Source organism: Herbaspirillum lusitanum P6-12, from assembly GCF_000256565.1.
GTDB classification, from domain to species: domain Bacteria; phylum Pseudomonadota; class Gammaproteobacteria; order Burkholderiales; family Burkholderiaceae_D; genus Herbaspirillum; species Herbaspirillum lusitanum.
Genome location: NZ_AJHH01000540.1, coordinates 1 through 17,154, shown reverse-complemented (window position 1 = coordinate 17,154; position 17,154 = coordinate 1). Strand labels below are relative to the sequence as shown.

General features: G+C 52.6%; 21 protein-coding genes and 2 pseudogenes. 15 read left to right on the top strand and 8 right to left on the bottom strand.

The window, feature by feature from the left end:
* The 3 genes from HLUSI_RS31815 to HLUSI_RS32845 form a co-directional block, all read left to right on the top strand.
* The coding region (locus HLUSI_RS31815) for a GNAT family N-acetyltransferase (protein ID WP_414087086.1) at positions 1 to 138 on the top strand (138 nt) is incomplete at its 5' end.
* Positions 139 to 157: 19 nt separating this feature from the next.
* Complete coding sequence (locus tag HLUSI_RS34985) at positions 158 to 262, top strand: GNAT family N-acetyltransferase (protein ID WP_414087083.1); 105 nt, start codon at positions 158 to 160, stop codon at positions 260 to 262.
* Positions 263 to 290: 28 nt separating this feature from the next.
* Positions 291 to 836, top strand: a complete 546-nt coding sequence (locus tag HLUSI_RS32845) for a hypothetical protein (RefSeq protein ID WP_157137905.1) — start codon at positions 291 to 293, stop codon at positions 834 to 836.
* On the opposite strand, the gene HLUSI_RS0117865 is transcribed toward HLUSI_RS32845, so the two are convergent.
* On the bottom strand, positions 833 to 1,465 hold the full coding sequence (locus HLUSI_RS0117865) for a phosphatase PAP2 family protein (RefSeq protein WP_016835251.1): 633 nt from the start codon (positions 1,463 to 1,465) through the stop codon (positions 833 to 835). The two genes, HLUSI_RS32845 and HLUSI_RS0117865, sit on opposite strands and share 4 nt — an antisense overlap.
* 221 nt (positions 1,466 to 1,686) lie before the next feature.
* On the opposite strand from HLUSI_RS0117865, the pseudogene HLUSI_RS29385 reads away from it, so the two are divergent.
* The 5 genes and pseudogenes from HLUSI_RS29385 to HLUSI_RS0117845 all read left to right on the top strand — a co-directional run bounded on the left by HLUSI_RS29385 (position 1,687) and on the right by HLUSI_RS0117845 (position 6,723).
* Positions 1,687 to 2,570 (top strand): annotated as a pseudogene (locus HLUSI_RS29385) (FTR1 family iron permease).
* A gap of 217 nt (positions 2,571 to 2,787) precedes the next feature.
* A complete protein-coding gene (locus tag HLUSI_RS32840; protein ID WP_157137904.1) occupies positions 2,788 to 3,084 on the top strand; it encodes a hypothetical protein in 297 nt (98 codons plus the stop codon).
* A gap of 252 nt (positions 3,085 to 3,336) precedes the next feature.
* Complete coding sequence (locus tag HLUSI_RS0117855) at positions 3,337 to 4,014, top strand: response regulator (RefSeq protein WP_016835250.1); 678 nt, start codon at positions 3,337 to 3,339, stop codon at positions 4,012 to 4,014.
* Positions 4,001 to 5,389 carry a sensor histidine kinase gene (locus tag HLUSI_RS0117850; protein WP_040503634.1) on the top strand — a complete coding sequence of 463 codons (1,389 nt, stop codon included), beginning with the start codon at positions 4,001 to 4,003 and terminating at the stop codon, positions 5,387 to 5,389. Before HLUSI_RS0117855 ends, HLUSI_RS0117850 begins: the two co-directional genes overlap by 14 nt.
* Positions 5,390 to 5,583: 194 nt before the next feature.
* Positions 5,584 to 6,723 carry a porin gene (locus HLUSI_RS0117845; RefSeq protein ID WP_016835248.1) on the top strand — a complete coding sequence of 380 codons (1,140 nt, stop codon included), beginning with the start codon at positions 5,584 to 5,586 and terminating at the stop codon, positions 6,721 to 6,723.
* Between the two features lie 95 nt (positions 6,724 to 6,818).
* On the opposite strand, the gene HLUSI_RS0117840 is transcribed toward HLUSI_RS0117845, so the two are convergent.
* Both HLUSI_RS0117840 and HLUSI_RS0117835 read right to left on the bottom strand, forming a co-directional pair.
* Positions 6,819 to 7,628: an ABC transporter permease gene (locus HLUSI_RS0117840; protein WP_016835247.1), complete on the bottom strand. Its 810-nt coding sequence runs from the start codon at positions 7,626 to 7,628 to the stop codon at positions 6,819 to 6,821.
* Entirely contained in the window at positions 7,625 to 8,257 is a 633-nt protein-coding gene (locus tag HLUSI_RS0117835; protein WP_016835246.1) for an ABC transporter ATP-binding protein, read from the bottom strand. The genes HLUSI_RS0117840 and HLUSI_RS0117835 overlap by 4 nt, the downstream gene beginning before the upstream one ends.
* A 391-nt stretch (positions 8,258 to 8,648) precedes the next feature.
* On the opposite strand from HLUSI_RS0117835, the pseudogene HLUSI_RS29380 reads away from it, so the two are divergent.
* Positions 8,649 to 9,312, top strand: a pseudogene (locus tag HLUSI_RS29380) (response regulator).
* The gene (locus tag HLUSI_RS0117825) at positions 9,288 to 10,640 is read left to right on the top strand and encodes an ATP-binding protein (protein ID WP_040503633.1); all 1,353 of its coding nucleotides are present in this window, start codon (positions 9,288 to 9,290) and stop codon (positions 10,638 to 10,640) included. The pseudogene HLUSI_RS29380 and the gene HLUSI_RS0117825 overlap by 25 nt, the downstream one beginning before the upstream one ends.
* Before the next feature lie 43 nt (positions 10,641 to 10,683).
* On the opposite strand, the gene HLUSI_RS32835 is transcribed toward HLUSI_RS0117825, so the two are convergent.
* From HLUSI_RS32835 to HLUSI_RS0117815, 3 genes are all read right to left on the bottom strand, one after another.
* Positions 10,684 to 10,869: a hypothetical protein gene (locus tag HLUSI_RS32835; RefSeq protein ID WP_157137903.1), complete on the bottom strand. Its 186-nt coding sequence runs from the start codon at positions 10,867 to 10,869 to the stop codon at positions 10,684 to 10,686.
* 90 nt (positions 10,870 to 10,959) lie between these two features.
* On the bottom strand, positions 10,960 to 11,421 hold the full coding sequence (locus HLUSI_RS0117820) for a hypothetical protein (protein ID WP_085944050.1): 462 nt from the start codon (positions 11,419 to 11,421) through the stop codon (positions 10,960 to 10,962).
* Positions 11,422 to 11,449: 28 nt separating this feature from the next.
* Complete coding sequence (locus tag HLUSI_RS0117815) at positions 11,450 to 12,232, bottom strand: COG4705 family protein (protein WP_016835243.1); 783 nt, start codon at positions 12,230 to 12,232, stop codon at positions 11,450 to 11,452.
* 288 nt (positions 12,233 to 12,520) lie between these two features.
* Here HLUSI_RS0117815 and HLUSI_RS0117810 point away from each other — a divergent pair, with 288 nt between their 5' ends.
* The 4 genes from HLUSI_RS0117810 to HLUSI_RS0117795 all read left to right on the top strand — a co-directional run bounded on the left by HLUSI_RS0117810 (position 12,521) and on the right by HLUSI_RS0117795 (position 15,317).
* The gene (locus HLUSI_RS0117810) at positions 12,521 to 13,276 is read left to right on the top strand and encodes a COG4705 family protein (protein WP_016835242.1); all 756 of its coding nucleotides are present in this window, start codon (positions 12,521 to 12,523) and stop codon (positions 13,274 to 13,276) included.
* A 242-nt stretch (positions 13,277 to 13,518) separates the two neighbouring features.
* On the top strand, positions 13,519 to 13,815 hold the full coding sequence (locus tag HLUSI_RS29375; protein ID WP_050977738.1) for a hypothetical protein: 297 nt from the start codon (positions 13,519 to 13,521) through the stop codon (positions 13,813 to 13,815).
* A 103-nt stretch (positions 13,816 to 13,918) separates the two neighbouring features.
* Positions 13,919 to 14,572 (top strand): GNAT family N-acetyltransferase, encoded by a 654-nt coding sequence (locus tag HLUSI_RS31810; protein ID WP_083830983.1) that lies wholly within the window; start codon positions 13,919 to 13,921, stop codon positions 14,570 to 14,572.
* 202 nt (positions 14,573 to 14,774) lie between these two features.
* Complete coding sequence (locus HLUSI_RS0117795) at positions 14,775 to 15,317, top strand: hypothetical protein (protein ID WP_016835239.1); 543 nt, start codon at positions 14,775 to 14,777, stop codon at positions 15,315 to 15,317.
* A gap of 191 nt (positions 15,318 to 15,508) precedes the next feature.
* Here HLUSI_RS0117795 and HLUSI_RS0117790 read toward each other — a convergent pair whose 3' ends face one another.
* A complete protein-coding gene (locus tag HLUSI_RS0117790; RefSeq protein WP_238534034.1) occupies positions 15,509 to 15,973 on the bottom strand; it encodes a hypothetical protein in 465 nt (154 codons plus the stop codon).
* Between the two features lie 43 nt (positions 15,974 to 16,016).
* Between HLUSI_RS0117790 and HLUSI_RS32830 the strand changes: the two genes are divergently transcribed.
* Positions 16,017 to 16,280, top strand: coding sequence for a hypothetical protein (locus tag HLUSI_RS32830; protein ID WP_157137901.1), 264 nt, complete (start codon positions 16,017 to 16,019; stop codon positions 16,278 to 16,280).
* 129 nt (positions 16,281 to 16,409) lie between these two features.
* On the opposite strand, the gene HLUSI_RS31805 is transcribed toward HLUSI_RS32830, so the two are convergent.
* A complete protein-coding gene (locus tag HLUSI_RS31805; protein ID WP_083830982.1) occupies positions 16,410 to 17,027 on the bottom strand; it encodes a tyrosine-type recombinase/integrase in 618 nt (205 codons plus the stop codon).
* Between the last annotated feature and the right edge of the window lie 127 nt (positions 17,028 to 17,154).

Below are 17,154 nucleotides of genomic sequence, written 5' to 3'. Positions count from 1 at the left end.
GATTGGCCGCCTCACCCATCTCATCCATATCAAGCTAAGCGCGGCTATGTACTCAACGTGTACGTAGTGCCAGCATATCGTCGCCGTGGCATTGCAGACTTGTTGATGAAAATGGCCGACTCATCCATATCAAGCTAAGCGCGGCTATGTACTCAACGTGTACGTAGTGCCAGCATATCGTCGCCGTGGCATTGCAGACTTGTTGATGAAAATGGCCGACAACATTGTTATCCGCGTCCGGCCAGAAGCGGCCGAGCTGTAGAGGTGATTCAAATATGGAAGGAAAAACTATGCTGGATGAGGCCACACCACTTGGGGCAGACATTGCCTCGTACTTTAAGAAAATAAGTGACGGCCATCTATCCGGCCATCAGGGACTAGGCCTTAATCTTCTTAGTCAACATGAGGCCCTCAAATTTTCCCGAGCTCTGCGCGGTCATCCTTTTGTAGAGACAGCGGAATCCCTCGTGCTTGACGATGCCGAAACTAGTAATCATCACTTACTGATCACCAAGGGAGCGCTGGCTGGATCCATATTTTTCTTGGACCATGACGGCGACAGCCGAGTGGTGTTCGAGTCATTGCAGTCATTTCTGGCTACGGCCTATGACGCAGTATCCCGCCAGGTTTGGATTGAAGAACTTCACCCACCTGTAACACCTATTTGCCAAACTCCAAGAGAACTAGATGTATTAGTCACTAGCCTGCTCAATTCTGACTTGGAAGATCTTATGCCTGTTGAATGCAAGCGAGTTAGCAAGAAGTTTTGGCGTGGAGAAGCAGTCAAACTAGGTGATGCGTTAACTCCCAGTTGGCACTTTATTAAAAATGGTTAATTTTTAACATGCTGTGGCGGAAAAAGGAGAAATACCGCGGTGCTCCAAGCGATCGCCGCACTCCATCCCGCGAGCACATCGGACGGATAGTGCACACCCAGATAGAGCCTGGAGACACCGATCAGCAGCACAAAGAGAATGCCGAGCATCATCGCCGGATAGCGCATTTCAGTACGGCGCAAGAAAATACCGAGAGCGCATGCAAGCGCGACGGAATGCATCGCATGCCCACTGGGAAAACTGTAGGTATGTTCGGCAACGATCGATACCCAGAGATCCGGCCGGCTGCGAGCGAACAACTGTTTCGCCACAAAATTGAGAGCGCCGGTGCCGCCGATAAGAACACAAAAAAACTTTAGTTCCCACCATCTTTTTCTGAAAAGAAAGAAAGTCGCCAGCGCGATCTCGATCGGTATCAGTACCGCAGCAGATCCGGCATTAGTGATGAAGACCATGATGCGGTCCAATGCCGGTGTCGCCTGATGGTGGAGGTATAGCAGCAATGCCGGATCAAAGGAAAACGGATCTTGTTCTACAACGTCTTCCGCGAGCACGCCAAAAAGCCAGAGCGAGGCGGCCAGCACCGCAAATATGCTCTGCAGGCTGAGCGTAGTTCGTTTGACTTGCATGTCGTCGTTTCTCCGTCTTTGATGAGACGTGCAAGCATAGGCAGCGCGACTTAGTTCTTTATTAGGTTTATCAGGTAACCGCCAGTCCTTCTCGTCCGTTGCAAGAATCCCGGACTTCCTGTTGTTTGCCATAAAGCATCTTTACCGCCGCCCTAAGGATCGGCTAAGTCTGCCCAGATATCATAACGCGCGTGTTTTTGCGCATCATTAGCCGGGGAGAAATATGGGGCAGGTTCTGTTTTACCGTCTGGCGAGAAAACGTGGAAGCGCTTCTGATCGTCGGAATCTTGTACGGCTGGATCAGGCACAGCGGAGATGTCGCGCGGCGCGGCTTGCCTTATCTGATCGGTGGCGTGGGCTTCGGGCTGCTGCTGGCGATTGCCGTCGGCGCCGCGCTGATGGGTTTCGGCGAACTCATTGCCGGAGACACGCAAACCTATTTTCAAATTACGCTCGTGCTTTCCGCTGCTGCGCTGATCGTCCACATGGTGTTCTGGATGAGAAAGCATGGCCGGACATTGCGAGCCTCGCTCCTCAGCCCCCTGGAAACCAACGTGTCGACGCGCACCTGGTGGGGGGGTGTTCTTCCTGACGGCGCCTGCCATCGCCCGCGAAGGCAGCGAGATGGTGGTCTTTCTCTACGGGATCGGCATGGGAATGCACGCCGACGGAACACTAGAGATGAACATTGCAGCCGCACTGGGACTGGCGCTCGGCTCCTGACCTTTTACCTTCTGCAGATGGGCGGAAAATTCTTTTCCTGGCAAAGGTTCTTCCAGGTCACCGAGATCATCTTGCTGTTCCTGGACGTCGGCTTATTTCTCAACGGCATTGAAAGGCTCATCGATACACTGATTGAAGCAGCGACGCCCTGGCCGGCGCAAACATCGCCTCCTTTCTCACCGCGCCCGTATGGAACACCACATGGCTATTGGATGAATCGTCAAAACCAGGCAGCTTGTTGTCGTCAATGATCGGCTATCGCGGCCAACCGGCGTTAATGAGCGTCGCAGTCTATGCCGCCTACTGGATCGGCATCGTATGGGCGCTCGGGCGTGTACGCGTAACGGCGTCGCGGCCGAAAACGCTATCCGTCGCAGGCTGACAACCGTTGTCCGCTGGCATCTTCCGGCTGATATTGCCATGCCCAGACCTCTGTCGTCGCATGACAACAAAGGGAAAGGCCTAAGTGACTGCTAAGTGAAGCCCGCTAGCCTATCGTCGAGGCGAGCTCCGGCTAACGCATTTGCCGAAGGCGGTCAGCCTCATGCACGAACGCAGGGGAACAAGATGATCAACCAATATCTTTCTGGAGAATCAACATGAACGTGAGTACAAATACAGCGGCATATGCCACAAAGCAAACCGATTACACAGCCGCGAGTACACCTAAGGCGACCTCTGTGAACGACACTACTTCATCTACACCACCGTCAACCGGCAACCCGGTGAAAACCGACACGGTGACAATAAGCAATGCAGCCCGCGTTGCGCTGGCGGAAGCGACTGAGACTGCTGCGCAAACAACTAAAGAGGCGCAGGGGGGAGACCGTCAGGCAATGAAAGTCTTGGCCAAGCAACAACATAGTCATACCAAGCAAAGCGCCGTACCAGCTTAAGCTTGGAAAATGAACCGGTCCGCTCATGCAATACCGGGCCGGTTCATATCCACTTTATATGTTGACGCCCGTTTAAACATTCACCTTCTCAAATTGAGCTTCCTATCTCGACGCGGAACACGGTTTTGTAACGAGTTTCAAAAGGCAGTTCTCTGCAAACGCAATCTGATGCATAAGACATCGAAGTTTGCATGCTCATCGCCACGCTGATCATGGCAATGAGCCTATTTTAATAATAACGAGGAGACAAGAATGCGCCTTCTTCTGGTCGAGGATCATAAGCCTCTTGCAGATTGGCTGATGCTCACATTGCAACGCAACAACTATTCGGTCGACTGCGTCCATGATGGCGCTGATGCCGATCATTTGCTGCTCACGCAGCAATACGATCTCATTATTCTCGACATAGCGCTGCCAAAGCTCAATGGCAACGAAGTGGTCAAACGCTTGCGCGCCCGCAATAACGCGGTACCGGTACTCATGCTGACCGCGGCCAATTCCGTTCAGGGCAGAGTATTGAGCCTGGACCTGGGGGCGGACGACTATATGGGAAAGCCCTTCGAGGTCAGCGAACTGGAAGCGCGGATTCGTGCGTTGCTGCGACGATCAGGGCAGCGCCCCAATCCGGTATGGCAATGCGGATCGCTGATCTACGACAGCAATACGCGCATCTTCACCGTGGCGGAGTTGCCTTTGTCCGTCACCGGGCGCGAGCACGCGATACTGGAAATACTCATGCTCAAGGCTGGCAAGACCGTCAGCAAAAAAATGCTCGCGGAGAGTCTCTTTTCCATGGAGGACGAATCGTCTTTCGATGCCATCGAGGTCTACATCCACAGGTTGCGAAAAAAACTGAGTGACTGCGATGCCTCCATTATTACGCTGCGAGGACTTGGCTATCTGCTAAAGCACCACCATGCAATTCAATAGCTTGCGAGGGCAACTGCTTGTGTGGTTGCTGGTTCCATTGGCGGTATTTGTGGCGTTCAACAGTTGGGTTGCCTACAAGAATGCCATCGAGATGGCTACCGTGGTCCAGGATCGGATGTTGCTCGGCGCGGCGCGGATCATTGCGGAACAGATCCGCTACGACGACGATATTTTTGAAGTCAGTGTGCCGCCGTCGGCGCTCGAGCTTTTTGAATCGGCGGCGCAGGATCACGTCTACTATCGCGTCACCTCCTCCAACGGGACACTGCTGGCCGGCTCCGAGGATTTCCCGCTTCCGCGTGCGCCTGCACGCATGGACGCTGCAGTGCATTTCAGCGCACAGTTTCGCCAGCAGCCGGTGAGAATCGTCGCGTACACAAAATCTGTCATTGCCGCCCCCTCGGAAACAACCGTCATCGTCGAAGTTGCCCAGACTCTGCATGCGCATAAAATACTGTCCGACGGGGTCTGGGAACATACGATTCAACAGCAATTGCTGATCATGCTTCTGGTCGCCGGCCTCGCATGGATTGGCATGCGCCGCGGCCTGGCGCCGACCATGCGTCTGCGCGATCATGTCCAGAATCGCCAGCCCAGTTCGCTCGAACCGCTGGACGCAACTCCCGTTCCCAACGAACTTGTTCCGCTGGTGGATGCGATCAATCACTATGTGGGCCGCCTCGACGAGCACATGACTGCGCATGACCGTTTCATCGCTAACGCCTCACATCAGTTGCGCACCCCGCTGGCGGCACTCAATACGCAGGTCGACTACGGTTTGCGCAGCGAGACCATCGACGGAAAGAATGCGGCGCTACGTGCCATCAACGGCGGCGTACAGCATGGAATCAGGCTGGTCAATCAACTCCTGACACTCTCCAATGCAGGTGCCATCAGCACCAGACGGCTGCAGCACGCGCAGAAGGTCGATCTGGTGAGAGTGGTCCAGCAGGTCTTTGAAGAACTTGCCATCGTCGCTCAGGATCGTGGCATTGACCTGGGCTTCGAATGCAAGGAAGAGCAGATCTGCTTGACTGACACGGCCGGCCTGCTCGACGAACTCGTCAGCAATCTGGTGGACAATGCCTTGCGCTACACGCTGGTCGGTGGCGTCGTCACGGTTTCCGTGGAACGTCATGACGGCGCGGTACTTCTGAAGGTGGAAGACAATGGCCCCGGCATCCCTGAATCAGAACGCGAACGCGTCTTCGAACGCTTTTATCGCATCGATGCCGGCAAGCATCATGGGACCGGCCTCGGACTAGCCATTGTCCGAGAGATCGTAGCGGCTATCGGCGCGGTCATCACCCTTGGCTCACCGATTAACCATAGTGGATTGATCGTATGGGTTCGCTTTCCGGTACAGCAGGAATAGCATGCACGATGGCCAGAAATCAGTGCTATCACAACGAAGCTTTCTGTTTCCTTTCGATAGATGAAATTCCATCTTGTTGTACAAAGCAAACGTTCCATATGAAATGAAAGCAAATCGTAAGTTGGCGAATTCTATAGTCAGCCGGCCAGACAAAGCACTGTCCGGCACATTAAAAACAGACCGGAGACTATCGAATGAAAAAATCACTCTTGAGCATCGCCATGCTCGGCGCCGTCGCCTCCTATGGTAACGCCAGCGCACAATCCAGCGTCACTGTATATGGACTGATCGACGCAACCATCAGTACAACCAACAATGCCAATGCCAACGGCGCACGCCTCACAGGCATATCAACGGCCTGGTTCAGCGGCAACCGCCTCGGATTTCAGGGCAAGGAAGATCTCGGTGGCGGCACCGGAGCGATCTTCAAACTGGAAGCGGAGTATCTGGTAGCCACGGGCGCGATGGATACACCCGGCGTCTTGTTCAACCGCGATTCGTGGGTCGGTCTGCAGAACAATGAAACCTTCGGCAAAGTCACGATCGGCCGTCAGAATACCCTGGTACGCGATTTCTCCCAGATTTACGGCGATGCGTACGGCTCAAGCAAATTGGGCTACGAAGAAGGTGGCTTCACCAACAACAACAATTTCAAGCAACTGATTTTCTACTCGGGTAGTGCGACTGGCACACGCTATGACAACGGCGTGGTGTGGAAAAAGGTCTTCAACAACGGCATCGTGGTAGGTGCAGGATATCAATTTGGCGAAGTGGCAGGCGCCATGAACAGCGGCACCACCAAAGCGTTTGCATTGGGCTACAACGGCAGCAATTACGTCATTTCAGGTTTTTACAACGAAGCCAACACCAATAACAAGCTCAATTCCAGCACTGAAAAACACAAGGCCTATTCGCTGGGCGGCAGCTACATCATGGATCTCGTCCGCCTGAACGCCGGTTACTTCCATTACACTGCGGAACAAGGTGCACTGGGCACACGTACTGACAATGCATGGACAGTGTCGGCAAAGCTCACTCCCCAGGGTGTAATGGATTATGAGCTCGGCTATCAAGTCATGAAAGCCAAAAACGCTGCGATCAGTTCCGATGGCAGCAGCACGCTGAATGCCTTCTCGGACGCCACTAACTCCACCGTTACCGGCTCCGGCAAAAAAGCAACGCTGTACGCCTCGGCCTTCTATCATCTGTCCAAACGGACGGAATTGTATGTGGCAGCCGACTACATGAAACTCACGGATAACTACCGCGTTGGTTCCGCCAACGGCTTCAAGAACCAGACGGAGCTGGCAGTTGGCATGCGCACGCGCTTTTAACAGATAGCGATGGCCGCCCCGTCGCCAAAGGTGGGCGGAATAGTACTGAGGTTGCGGCGCACCGGCGCGTATCCATGATTATTGGATAATGCCGATCATGCGCCGTTTTTTTTATTTTCCAGCCGATCACAGCGAAGACGATGCCGCTCATCGGTAATCGCGTTGGCCGCCAGGTAAATGCTGCCGGTCGCCGCCAAGCCACTGGCGCCGGCGAGAATGAACATGAGAAGAATCTGGTATTTAGCTGCGTTGACGGCGTCGACACCAGCCAGAATCTGACCGGACATGATGCCAGGTAAAGTGATGATGCCCGCCGCGGACATCTGATTGATCACAGGAATCAAGCCGCTGCGGATGGCGTTGCGCATATGGGGGGCGAGCGCTTCATAGCGCGTTGCCCCCAGTGCAAGACGTCCCTCGACCACATTGCGCGACGACGTCACGCCGCTAAAGAAGATGTCCAGTCCCAGGCTCGCGGAATTCAGCACGCTACCCAGCACAATGCCCATCAGAGGCACCGCATAGTGGGCGTCATACCAAGGCGACGGCCGAATCGCCGTCAGCAGCGCCAACAGTACTGTAGCAATCGACGTTGCACTGACCATTGCAGTGCTGATGCCATAGCTTTTCCAACCTTTGAGACGCCATTTTGGGCGGACGGCCACTTCTCGCGCCGCCGCCAAGATCATGGCCAGGATGACCAGCGACGTCGCCAGCGGTGATCTGAGTTCCAGCACGTGGCGTAACAGCAAGCCGACCAACAGCAATTGCACTACCATGCGCACCGCCGCCCACAACACCGGCTTATGCAGCTGCAGGCCGAGCCCGATCGAAATGACGGCGTTGATCATCACCAGTACGGAGGCGATCGCGAGATCGGACGCAGAAATGGGCTGCAGCATCATGATGCCTTCCTTCGCGTGATCTCCAGGCGGTGATTGCCGAGCCGTTCTGCCTGCTCAGCCGAGTGCGTCACGAGAACGAGCGCCAGACCGGCATGCAAGCTGTCGCGCAAGACTGCTTCGACGGCTGCTGTATTGACCTGGTCCAACGCGCCGGTCGGTTCGTCCAGCAACAAAACCTTCGGCCGGATCAGCAAAGAACGAATCAGCGCCAGGCGCTGGCGCTCACCGGTAGACAAGCGCGAAATTTCCGCATTTAGTATGCCGTACGGAAGATTAAGCTGTGCTAGCAGGATACAGGCCTCTTCAAGACCGCTTGGCTCAAAATGCTCACCGACAGTGGGTTCCCACCAGGCCGGCTCGGCGGATTGGTACACCACCCGGCGGCGCCATTCAGGTGCAGCCATCTCCTGGCGTCGGATGCCGTGCAGACTGATCTCGCCGGTGTTTTCATCGAGATCCGCGATCATCCTCAGCAGTTCACTCTTGCCGGCTCCCGAAGGACCGCTGACAACTAAACATTCACCGCCGTTCAGCCCGAAAGAGTATGGACCCGCGAGCGCCGAATACAGCCCCTCGACCTGAAGGACTTCAGTTGAACCCGCTCTAGGAATTCCTGTATAAGACATCATGACCTGAAGAGTGATAAGTGAATATTAAAAAGCTGGGAGTAAATATCTCACTAGATTGTCGGGTGCTCCCGTACCAGATGGTATCCGACGGGCTGCGTTGCCGTGACGATGGTCGCCGACAGGGAGATTGTCCAGAAAACTTTGCGAAGCTTAGACGCTTAGAATTAGTTAAAAATTAGGTTTTTTCGCGACAATATTTCTCTGCGGACATTGATCTGCCATTCCAAGAAGACAACCTCAGTCTCCACTAAGTCTTTTCGTCTACTTTAGCCTCAGGAAGGCAGGAGTACACTTCTGTCGTGAACTTGCTTCATCTTGGGAAACATTACCTGCGAGCGACAAGTCTCGCCGACAAAGTCATAACTATTTGAAGCAAGGAGCCAGACGGATTGTGAGAGTGCTTTTGGTTGAAGATGACCGCATGATTGCTCAAGCAATCGAGCTGGCGCTGAAAGATGCGTCCTACGCCGTCGATTGCGTGTCCGACGGCCGCGCTGCCGAAGTCTCGGTCAGAGCACAACAATACGGTCTGGTGCTGCTCGACCTTGGCTTGCCACATCTTGATGGCTTCGAAGTATTGCGGAACATCCGCGACAGCGAAGTCCCCACGCCGGTCGTCATTATCACCGCTCGCGATGCGCTGGAAGATCGGATCCGAGGCCTGGACGCGGGAGCTGACGACTATGTCATCAAGCCGTTTGAAATGGGCGAATTGCTGGCGCGCAATGCGCGCCGTGCTTCGCCGTAACGGTGGGAGCGGCAATCCGATATTGACCAATGGCGCCATCCACCTGATTCCTGCTACACGAGAGATCACCTTCGAAGGAAATACCTTGCGCTTGTCCTCGCGCGAATTCAGCCTCATGCAATCGTTGCTGTTGCGGCCGGGCGCGATCCTTTCGCGACAAGATCTAGAGGATAGGATTTATGGCTGGAACGAAGAAGTAGAAAGCAATGCCGTTGAATATCTGATTCACTCCATTCGTAAAAAATTGGGTAACCAGATTATCAAGAATGTCAGAGGTTTGGGATGGATGGTTTCAAAAGAAAAATAACGCAGTCCTTGCAGGCCCAGCTTTTATTCTGGGTATCGCTGGTCATTGTCGTTGCGGCACTGGGAGGTGGCTACTTTTCTTTCCAGGGAGCCTTCGCCGAAGCTTATGAATTCCAGGACGATCAGCTTCGCCAGATCGCAGGCCTGATGGAGCAGCAAAGACCTGCGCCGGGATTCGTCATTACTGAAATCACCGAGGAGACCGCCGACCCGGAATCTCAGGTGATTGTGCAAGTCATGGGAAAACATGGCTCGGAAATTTCAGTGCGCCACAATGAAAAACTGAGCCTGCCACCAAATCTGCCGGAAGGAATTCAGACGTTCCAGTCCAGCCACCACGCCTGGCGGCTTTTCATCCGCGATCTGTCTACTGGTGACCGTCTGGTCATCGGCCAGCGTACCGAGGTACGAGATGAAATTGCCCACGGCAGCGGGTTGCGTACGGTGTTGCCTTTCCTCATTCTCATGCCCGTGCTGCTGATCGTCGTCAATGTATTGATTCGCCAGATGCTCAAACCGGTCGCAAGACTTTCTAGCGAACTTGATCGTCGTAGCGAAGCCGATCTCAGCGCTATGGACGACGAAAAGGTACCGGCAGAAATCAAACCATTTACCGCATCGATCAATGCCTTGTTATTACGAGTGGAGAAATCGATGGAAATGCAAAAGCGTTTTGTCGCCGATGCCGCGCATGAGTTGCGCTCCCCGCTGACGGCACTCTCGCTGCAGGCCGAAAATCTTGCCAAGATCGAACTGCCGCCGGCCGCTTCAGAGCGTCTGGCGACGTTGCGCGGCGGCATGCAGCGCATGCGTACGTTGCTGGAGCAGTTGCTCCTCATGGCACGCGCGCAAGCAACATCGCGGCAAGTTGTCTCTACCGTAAAAATGCAGGATATGTTCAGGGAGGTGCTGGAAGATCTGATGCCGATGGCGGAAGCTAAGAAACTGGAAGTGGAAGTCAGCTCCGCCGACGACGTCTATTTTCATGGACATCATTTCGACTGCATCGTTGTCATCAAGAATCTGGTAGACAACGCGATTCGTTACACGCCGGAATACGGACGCCTGATCTTGAGCGCCCACAAAAGCGATCGTCGTCTGATCATCGATATCGAAGACAGCGGCCCGGGAATCTCTGATGACGACGTCGGACGCATTTTCGATCCGTTCTATCGCGTACTGGGAAGCGGAGAATCCGGTTCTGGACTGGGACTGGCGATTGTCAAAGCAATATTGGACCGGAGTGCTGCGAAAGCAACTGTCACGAATATAAGAAATGAAGACGGCACGAAAGGTGGTTTGCGCGTACGCGTTACATTTCCACAATAACGCCGTTCACCATGACGGCATGTGTGACAACGCACCGGCACCACTATTTTGCGTCTGATTTTCCTGAGATCACAGATAGATGCCTTTTGCGGCGGTTGTATTCCTCGCCCAATTTCTTCCATCTCCGCTTGGCATACAACAGACGCACCAACGTCACTACGCTTGCTAGCACCAAGCACAGTGCCGCGATCATGACGCCATATACCGGTGCCTTGGCAAGCAAATTCATGGCTTCCTCAGGTTACTTTAACGGTCTCTGCCTGCACTTTGTAGCCAGCATGCGAATATCGGGGCCTCGGGCGGTAACGCAAAATCACACCTACTTGCCGTTGCTGCCAAGGCGATCAAACGCCTTCAGCAGATCAGCCATCACAGTCTTGCACTCGGCCTGATTAGGTACGCCGCTGCGCAATGCTTCCAGGGCTCGATCAATGGCTTTGTCGAGCTTGTGCCAGTCTTCGGCTGCGCGTGGTTTCAAGCCGGCCTCGGCAGAATCCCATTGGGTTTCCAGATCTTTGATCCGTGTCTTTGCTGCTGGCAGATCGCCCTTGTCTACGCTGGCGGATACATCGACAGCGATGGCACGGAAAGCGCTCACGTCACCAAGCTTCGGTGCCTGTGCCGTTTGCTGCGCGGGTGCCATCACGCTGGGAGTCGCTGTCCCGCCGGCAGCATTCTGATCTCCCGATTTTGAACAACCGGCCGTGAACGCTAGCAGGGCGATGATGGAAGCGGCGACACTAATGCGTCCGAACGGCGCTAGGAATGTGGAATGACGCATAAGAATGTCCTTTTTTAGTTAAAAAATGTCATTCGGCGGTGGGCACAGCTTGATGGCCAGCCTTCCCGCGCTGTGCGATGACAACAAACAAAACAATCACCGAGAGGAACAGAATGCTGGTCCACATGGCGCCCATGCCGAACCCGCCATAGGTCTTGGATTGCGTTAGCAGATCGCCGAGGGCGGCGCCGAACGGGCGCGTCAGAATATAGGCAATCCAGAAAGTGAGAACGGCATTGCCGCCCATGCGCCAGCTCAGATAGGTTAGAGCAATCAGGGTGCCGAAGATAATCGCGCCCCAGCTGAAGCCCAGTTCAAGCGCCTCGGTCGCGAGATCGCCGGCAGCAGTACCCAGCGCAAATGTGCAGAGAATCGCCAGCCAATAAAAGGATTCGCGGCTGCGGGTAACGACGTCATGGATGGATAAGGTCCGTTCGATCATGTACCAGACGGTAAAAATTGCAGCGAGCACCACCGCAAATACAGTCGTACTCCAATACAGACTGACGCCGACACCGTCCGTCAACAGGTCGGTAATCTGCGTGCCGACTACACTGACCAGAACGACCGTCAGCCAGTAGCTCCAGGGCTCATGTCCGCGCATCCTTACCTGATTGAACAACACAAGCGCAAGAAAAACCACCATGACGGCACTGGTCAATCCCTGCCCCCAGCCGACGCCAACCGCCAGAAAATCAGCAACGGTTTCACCAACAGTGGTCGACAGAATCTTGATAATCCAGAACGACAGGGTGACTTCGGGTACTTTATTGATCAGTTCAGCGACGCGGGACGCTGGCAATTGCCTCATGATGTTTTCTCCTGCACAAATAATTGATGCGATGGAGAGTTTGCTCAAGCCGACTTAGGACAGTCATAGGTGCGGATTCGCTAACAACATGGGCATTGCTGCTATTTGTTCACTTCAAAGAAGACATCGTCTCAAAGCATCGAGAGCATTTACAGGGAGTGGGAGAAATAGTCCTGCGGAGGCTGATCTGCGACTTCCTCACCGAGACCTAAGTTTTAGCTAAGTCGGTGTCTGTAAGGTCAAATTATGGTTTTTGACTTTTCTTTAGTGTTCTGATCAGGATGGCATATGACTACGATTAAGCAATCACTGGCTAAAGTACCAGAGGTGACTTTGATATTCTGGATTATCAAAATCGCCGCAACAACATTAGGCGAGACCGGCGGTGATGCCGTATCAATGTCAATGCAATTGGGCTACCTCGTCGGCACCGGTATATTCGCGACAATCTTTCTAGCCGCTGTCACCGCCCAGATCAAGGCAAAATCATTTCGTCCATTACTCTATTGGACGACTATTGTCGCCACTACGACCGTGGGAACAACATTGGCGGACTTTGCAGACCGCTCCCTTGGCATTGGATATGCGGGCGGCTCGACCGTCTTGCTAGCATTACTGCTGGCATCGCTTTTTGTCTGGCACCGTACACTCGGGTCCGTCTCGGTTGATAGCATCAATTCGCCTAAGGCAGAGGCTTTCTACTGGGTGACAATCATGTTCTCGCAAACGCTCGGGACTGCCCTCGGCGACTGGACAGCCGATACCGCCGGATTGGGCTACACAGGGGCGGCGCTCATCTTCGGCTCACTGTTACTTCTCATTCTGCTGGCATATTTTTTAACCAATCTATCGCGCACCGTACTCTTCTGGGGAGCTTTTATCCTCACGCGTCCCCTTGGTGCTGCGGTTGGAGATTTTCTCGACAAGCCACATGGCCAAGGAGGTTTAGAATTGAGCCGCTATACGGCGTCTGGAGCATTGCTAGCTTTCATGCTGCTCTCCCTATTTCTCTTCAGGCAGAAGGCCGCAGAGGCGCCACACTGAGCCTCGTTATTTAATTGTTAAAAATAGACAAAGGCTTGCCGATTCGAAGTTCGCCTGACATGAATAATCGGAGCTTCTGAAGAAGCTCCAGCGCAAGATGCGATTAAAAATTTAACCGACTGGTATGCAAATCATCTTGTTTCGAGCCTGCAACAGGCAATAGGTCCTACTGACTGATACGTTACAGTAGGACCGCTATCGGCCAGAAGCGGGCATCTATTTTGGCCATTAAGTGTAACCCTATGAAGAATCTGAGTTTGAATTTGTCTTCTGACCTATCCACATTGGAAATAACTCCTGAGGCAGATGAGTTTCTATTTAACGATATTGCGAAGCGGCTTGAAATCGCGTTTGATGGAAAGTGGACAGCGAAAATTACTGGTTTAGACCAGCGTTACTGGGATTTGAAAGTTGGTTCAGCGATATTGACTCTGCATTTGGAACACTACTTGGGGATATCATTGTTCGTCGCAGAGGATGGAGAAATCGCGGCATCCAGGCAATTGCTCCTGCGAGCACATGAATTACTTTCTAAGTAAATTCTTTCACTGAAGTATCCGCTGCAGTGGTGAACTAAACGACTTCTGTCGGCCAAAAGCCGCCCCCTGAATTCCGCTAAGATTATTTTATATTACTGACTGAATGCTAAGCGATCGCCTTTTGCCACGTCCTTTCCCCGAAAAGATTATTCATGAGGGTAGCTATGTGCGGCTTGAACCGCTTTCGGAACGACATATCGATGACCTTTGGAATGCGGCTGAGAACGCCGAATCCTCCTGGGAATATCTCCGCTATGGTCCGTTCGACGATATTGAATCCCTTCGTACAGTCATCCAAGAGTTGGCGGGTCGCAGCCACCAGCCGTTCTGGGCTGTCGTCGACCGAGGCAGCAATCGGGCAAAAGGCTGGCTATCAATATGTGACGTATATCCTCATGAGTCTGCGGCAGAAATTGGAAGCATTTGGTTTTCTCCGAGCATGCAGCGCTCTCACGTCTCAACTGAGGCAGTATTTATATTGATGGAGTATGTGTTTGACCACTTGGGATATACACGGCTTGTGTGGCGGTGCTTTGAAGAAAATATTCCTTCTCGCCGCGCAGCTGAGCGATACGGTTTCACTTTTGAAGGGGTATGGCGATCCGGAGCTGTGGCTAAAGGGAGAACACGAGATATCAGATGGCACTCGATGTTGATAACCGAATGGCCTGCTAGGAAGAATGCGATTCGCTCTTGGCTGAAGACAGATAATTTCGATCAATCAGGAAAAGCTCTTCGTCGGCTTGCGGATATCTAATTGGTCGGACACCTTACTGCAACAGGTCTGCAACCGGCGAGAAACGGACTTCCATCGAGCTATATTGTTGCTAACGGATGACTCGGCCAGATGGCGGGCATCTTCAGGGAAGCACCCCGCTTCGTCAGGCCGCTGTCAACAACTAATAGTCGAATAGCCTTAGACTGGGAGATATAAAGACAACGCATACATCAAGAATAAGATGACGTATCCCAGCGAGTCAAACATCAATAGCAGTGTTCCGCATATCTATGTGAAGTCGTGGATGGCCCTAGCACTGCTTCTTTATTCCGTCGACCAAATTGAGCGTTATGCCGGCTGGACGATCTTCCTATTGCCATGCATGATCCTCTGCTTTCTGGGGCTGTCGATAGCAGGCCTGATAAAAGTGGTGATGTCAGTCCTGCGGCGGCAATGGCGTCGACTAATATTTATTCTAGCTGCGCCGGCTATATTTTTTCTGATCGCTCTGGTCATGTCGCTTGGCTTTGATTCGGACTGGCTACGATTCCAGCTTGCTCGTCCCTATTACAATTGGGTCGTTGATCATCTCCCTGCGGAGAAAGAGGGAAAGATGATGTGGGGATTCGGATCACGAGGCCATTTCCTGAGTCGGATCGAAACCCACGCGTTAGTCTATGACCGTTCTGACCGAGCGGCCAAGCAACCGAAGGCAGACGAGGCTTCTGAAATTATCATTCGGCCGCTAGGCGGACATTTCTATTTGATGACCGAAATCTATTGAGCTAGTACGGTACATGCCAGAACCCAGCACATTTCATGCTTGGCATGAAAGCCCGCAATCGGCCAGCAGCAGCCGTTCGCCAGAATATCCAACGAGATGACGAAGGTTCTGGGCAGCATGAATTCAAGCATCTATTCGGATAGTTCAAACTGTCCTTTGACCGTCCCCTCGATATCTCGCTTTAGGAAGTCTCACTCTTCCATCAATCGCACGACGAAGGTGGTGCCGATTGTAAGTATTGTCTTTTTTCCTCGGGGCCCAATAATCTCTAGTGCCTGTCGTTGCCGACCATCAAAGTAATACGGAGAGTCGTTTGCTGGCAGATACACTTTCCATACTTTCGTGCAAATTCGAGCGCCCTCGCCATTAAAACTTCTCTTCCACAATGTAAGAGCGCCGACATATGCACCATCAATTATTTCCGCATCGTAGGTCATTCTTCCCTGTGTCACTCCGCTAGTAACTGAAAATTCAAATGACTCCAGGGCAATGGGGGAAATTTTCAACGCACCAACCCCTAAAGGTGATTCGGTACCGGAAAATGCGTGGTTGAGTAAGTCAATGAGCGAAGTAGCAGCAGCGTATGCCTGTGCCGACTGATCGACCATGCTCTTTAACGCGGTATATTTCTGCATATCCACTAATACACATTCCATATTTCCCTCGCAAATAGTTGAATTTTTAAGAATAGAGTACAACATGAAAGAAAATGAAATAGAGTATTTGTTTGCAAAAATGCACTCTATGGACATTGTTTTAATGGCAGTGTGCGCGCAACTAGATGCGTCCAAGGCCTCGGGTGCGCTTGGTCTAATTCAGAAAATGACGAGCAATGTCGCTCATTTACCAGTTCCAAACGGGAATGTAGAGAATGTCATGCTACTGATATCTCAAGAGTTACTACGATATCAGCGGGTGCTGTTGGCTCAGACATCAGCAGGCGTTCCACCGACAAATAGATAATAAAAATCCCTTAGGCAGAGGGACTCATGGGGAAGATGGTCTCGCACCTGCGAATTTCCATGTAACAGATGGATGCCCGCAATCGACCGGTATCGGCCATCGGATACTAACCGATGGCGCCAGGCCGCTTCAAACGTCTGTTTGCTCTGCAAGCTCAAGTGCATCGTCTACCTCTATTCCTAGATATCGAACGGTGCTTTCTAGTTTTGTGTGCCCTAGGAGCAGCTGAACTGCTCGTAAATTCTTAGTCCGCCGGTAAATGAGAGTTGGCTTGGTACGGCGCATGCTATGCGTTCCGTAAGCAGACGGGTCGAGACCAATATCAATGATCCACTTCTTAACAATACGAGCGTACTGTCTGGTCGATATGTGGGGAGAATCGTGTCGCCGGCTAGGAAATAGAAAGTCTCCAGTTCTTAGTGCCGCAACACCAATCCATTTAGCAATGCTCTCTCGAGTCGGTGCCGTTATTTCGAATTGAACTGGCCGTTTCGTCTTCTGCTGTAGCACAGCCGCTCTGTTCGCGACATGATCGCCATGGCAAAGATCCTGAATCCGAATTTTTACAAGGTCACATGCGCGCAGCTTGCTGTCGATGGCTAAATTGAACAAAGCTAGCTCTCGACTCCTTTGAAAGAGTTGAAGCCTAATTCGGATTGACCAGATTTCACTTAGCTTCAAAGGCGACTTTTGCCCGACTATTTTTCCTTTGTTCCAAGGAATCGTTGGATTATGTAGCGATTTCATTTAATTCTCCTTCGGATGAATGGAGAATTAGTTTGCGCCTGCACTGGAGGTTATGTCAGATGGTAGCTTCTGGGCGAATTCGAAAGGAGATGCGGAGAATAGTCTCTTTAATCACCGCAAATTATGC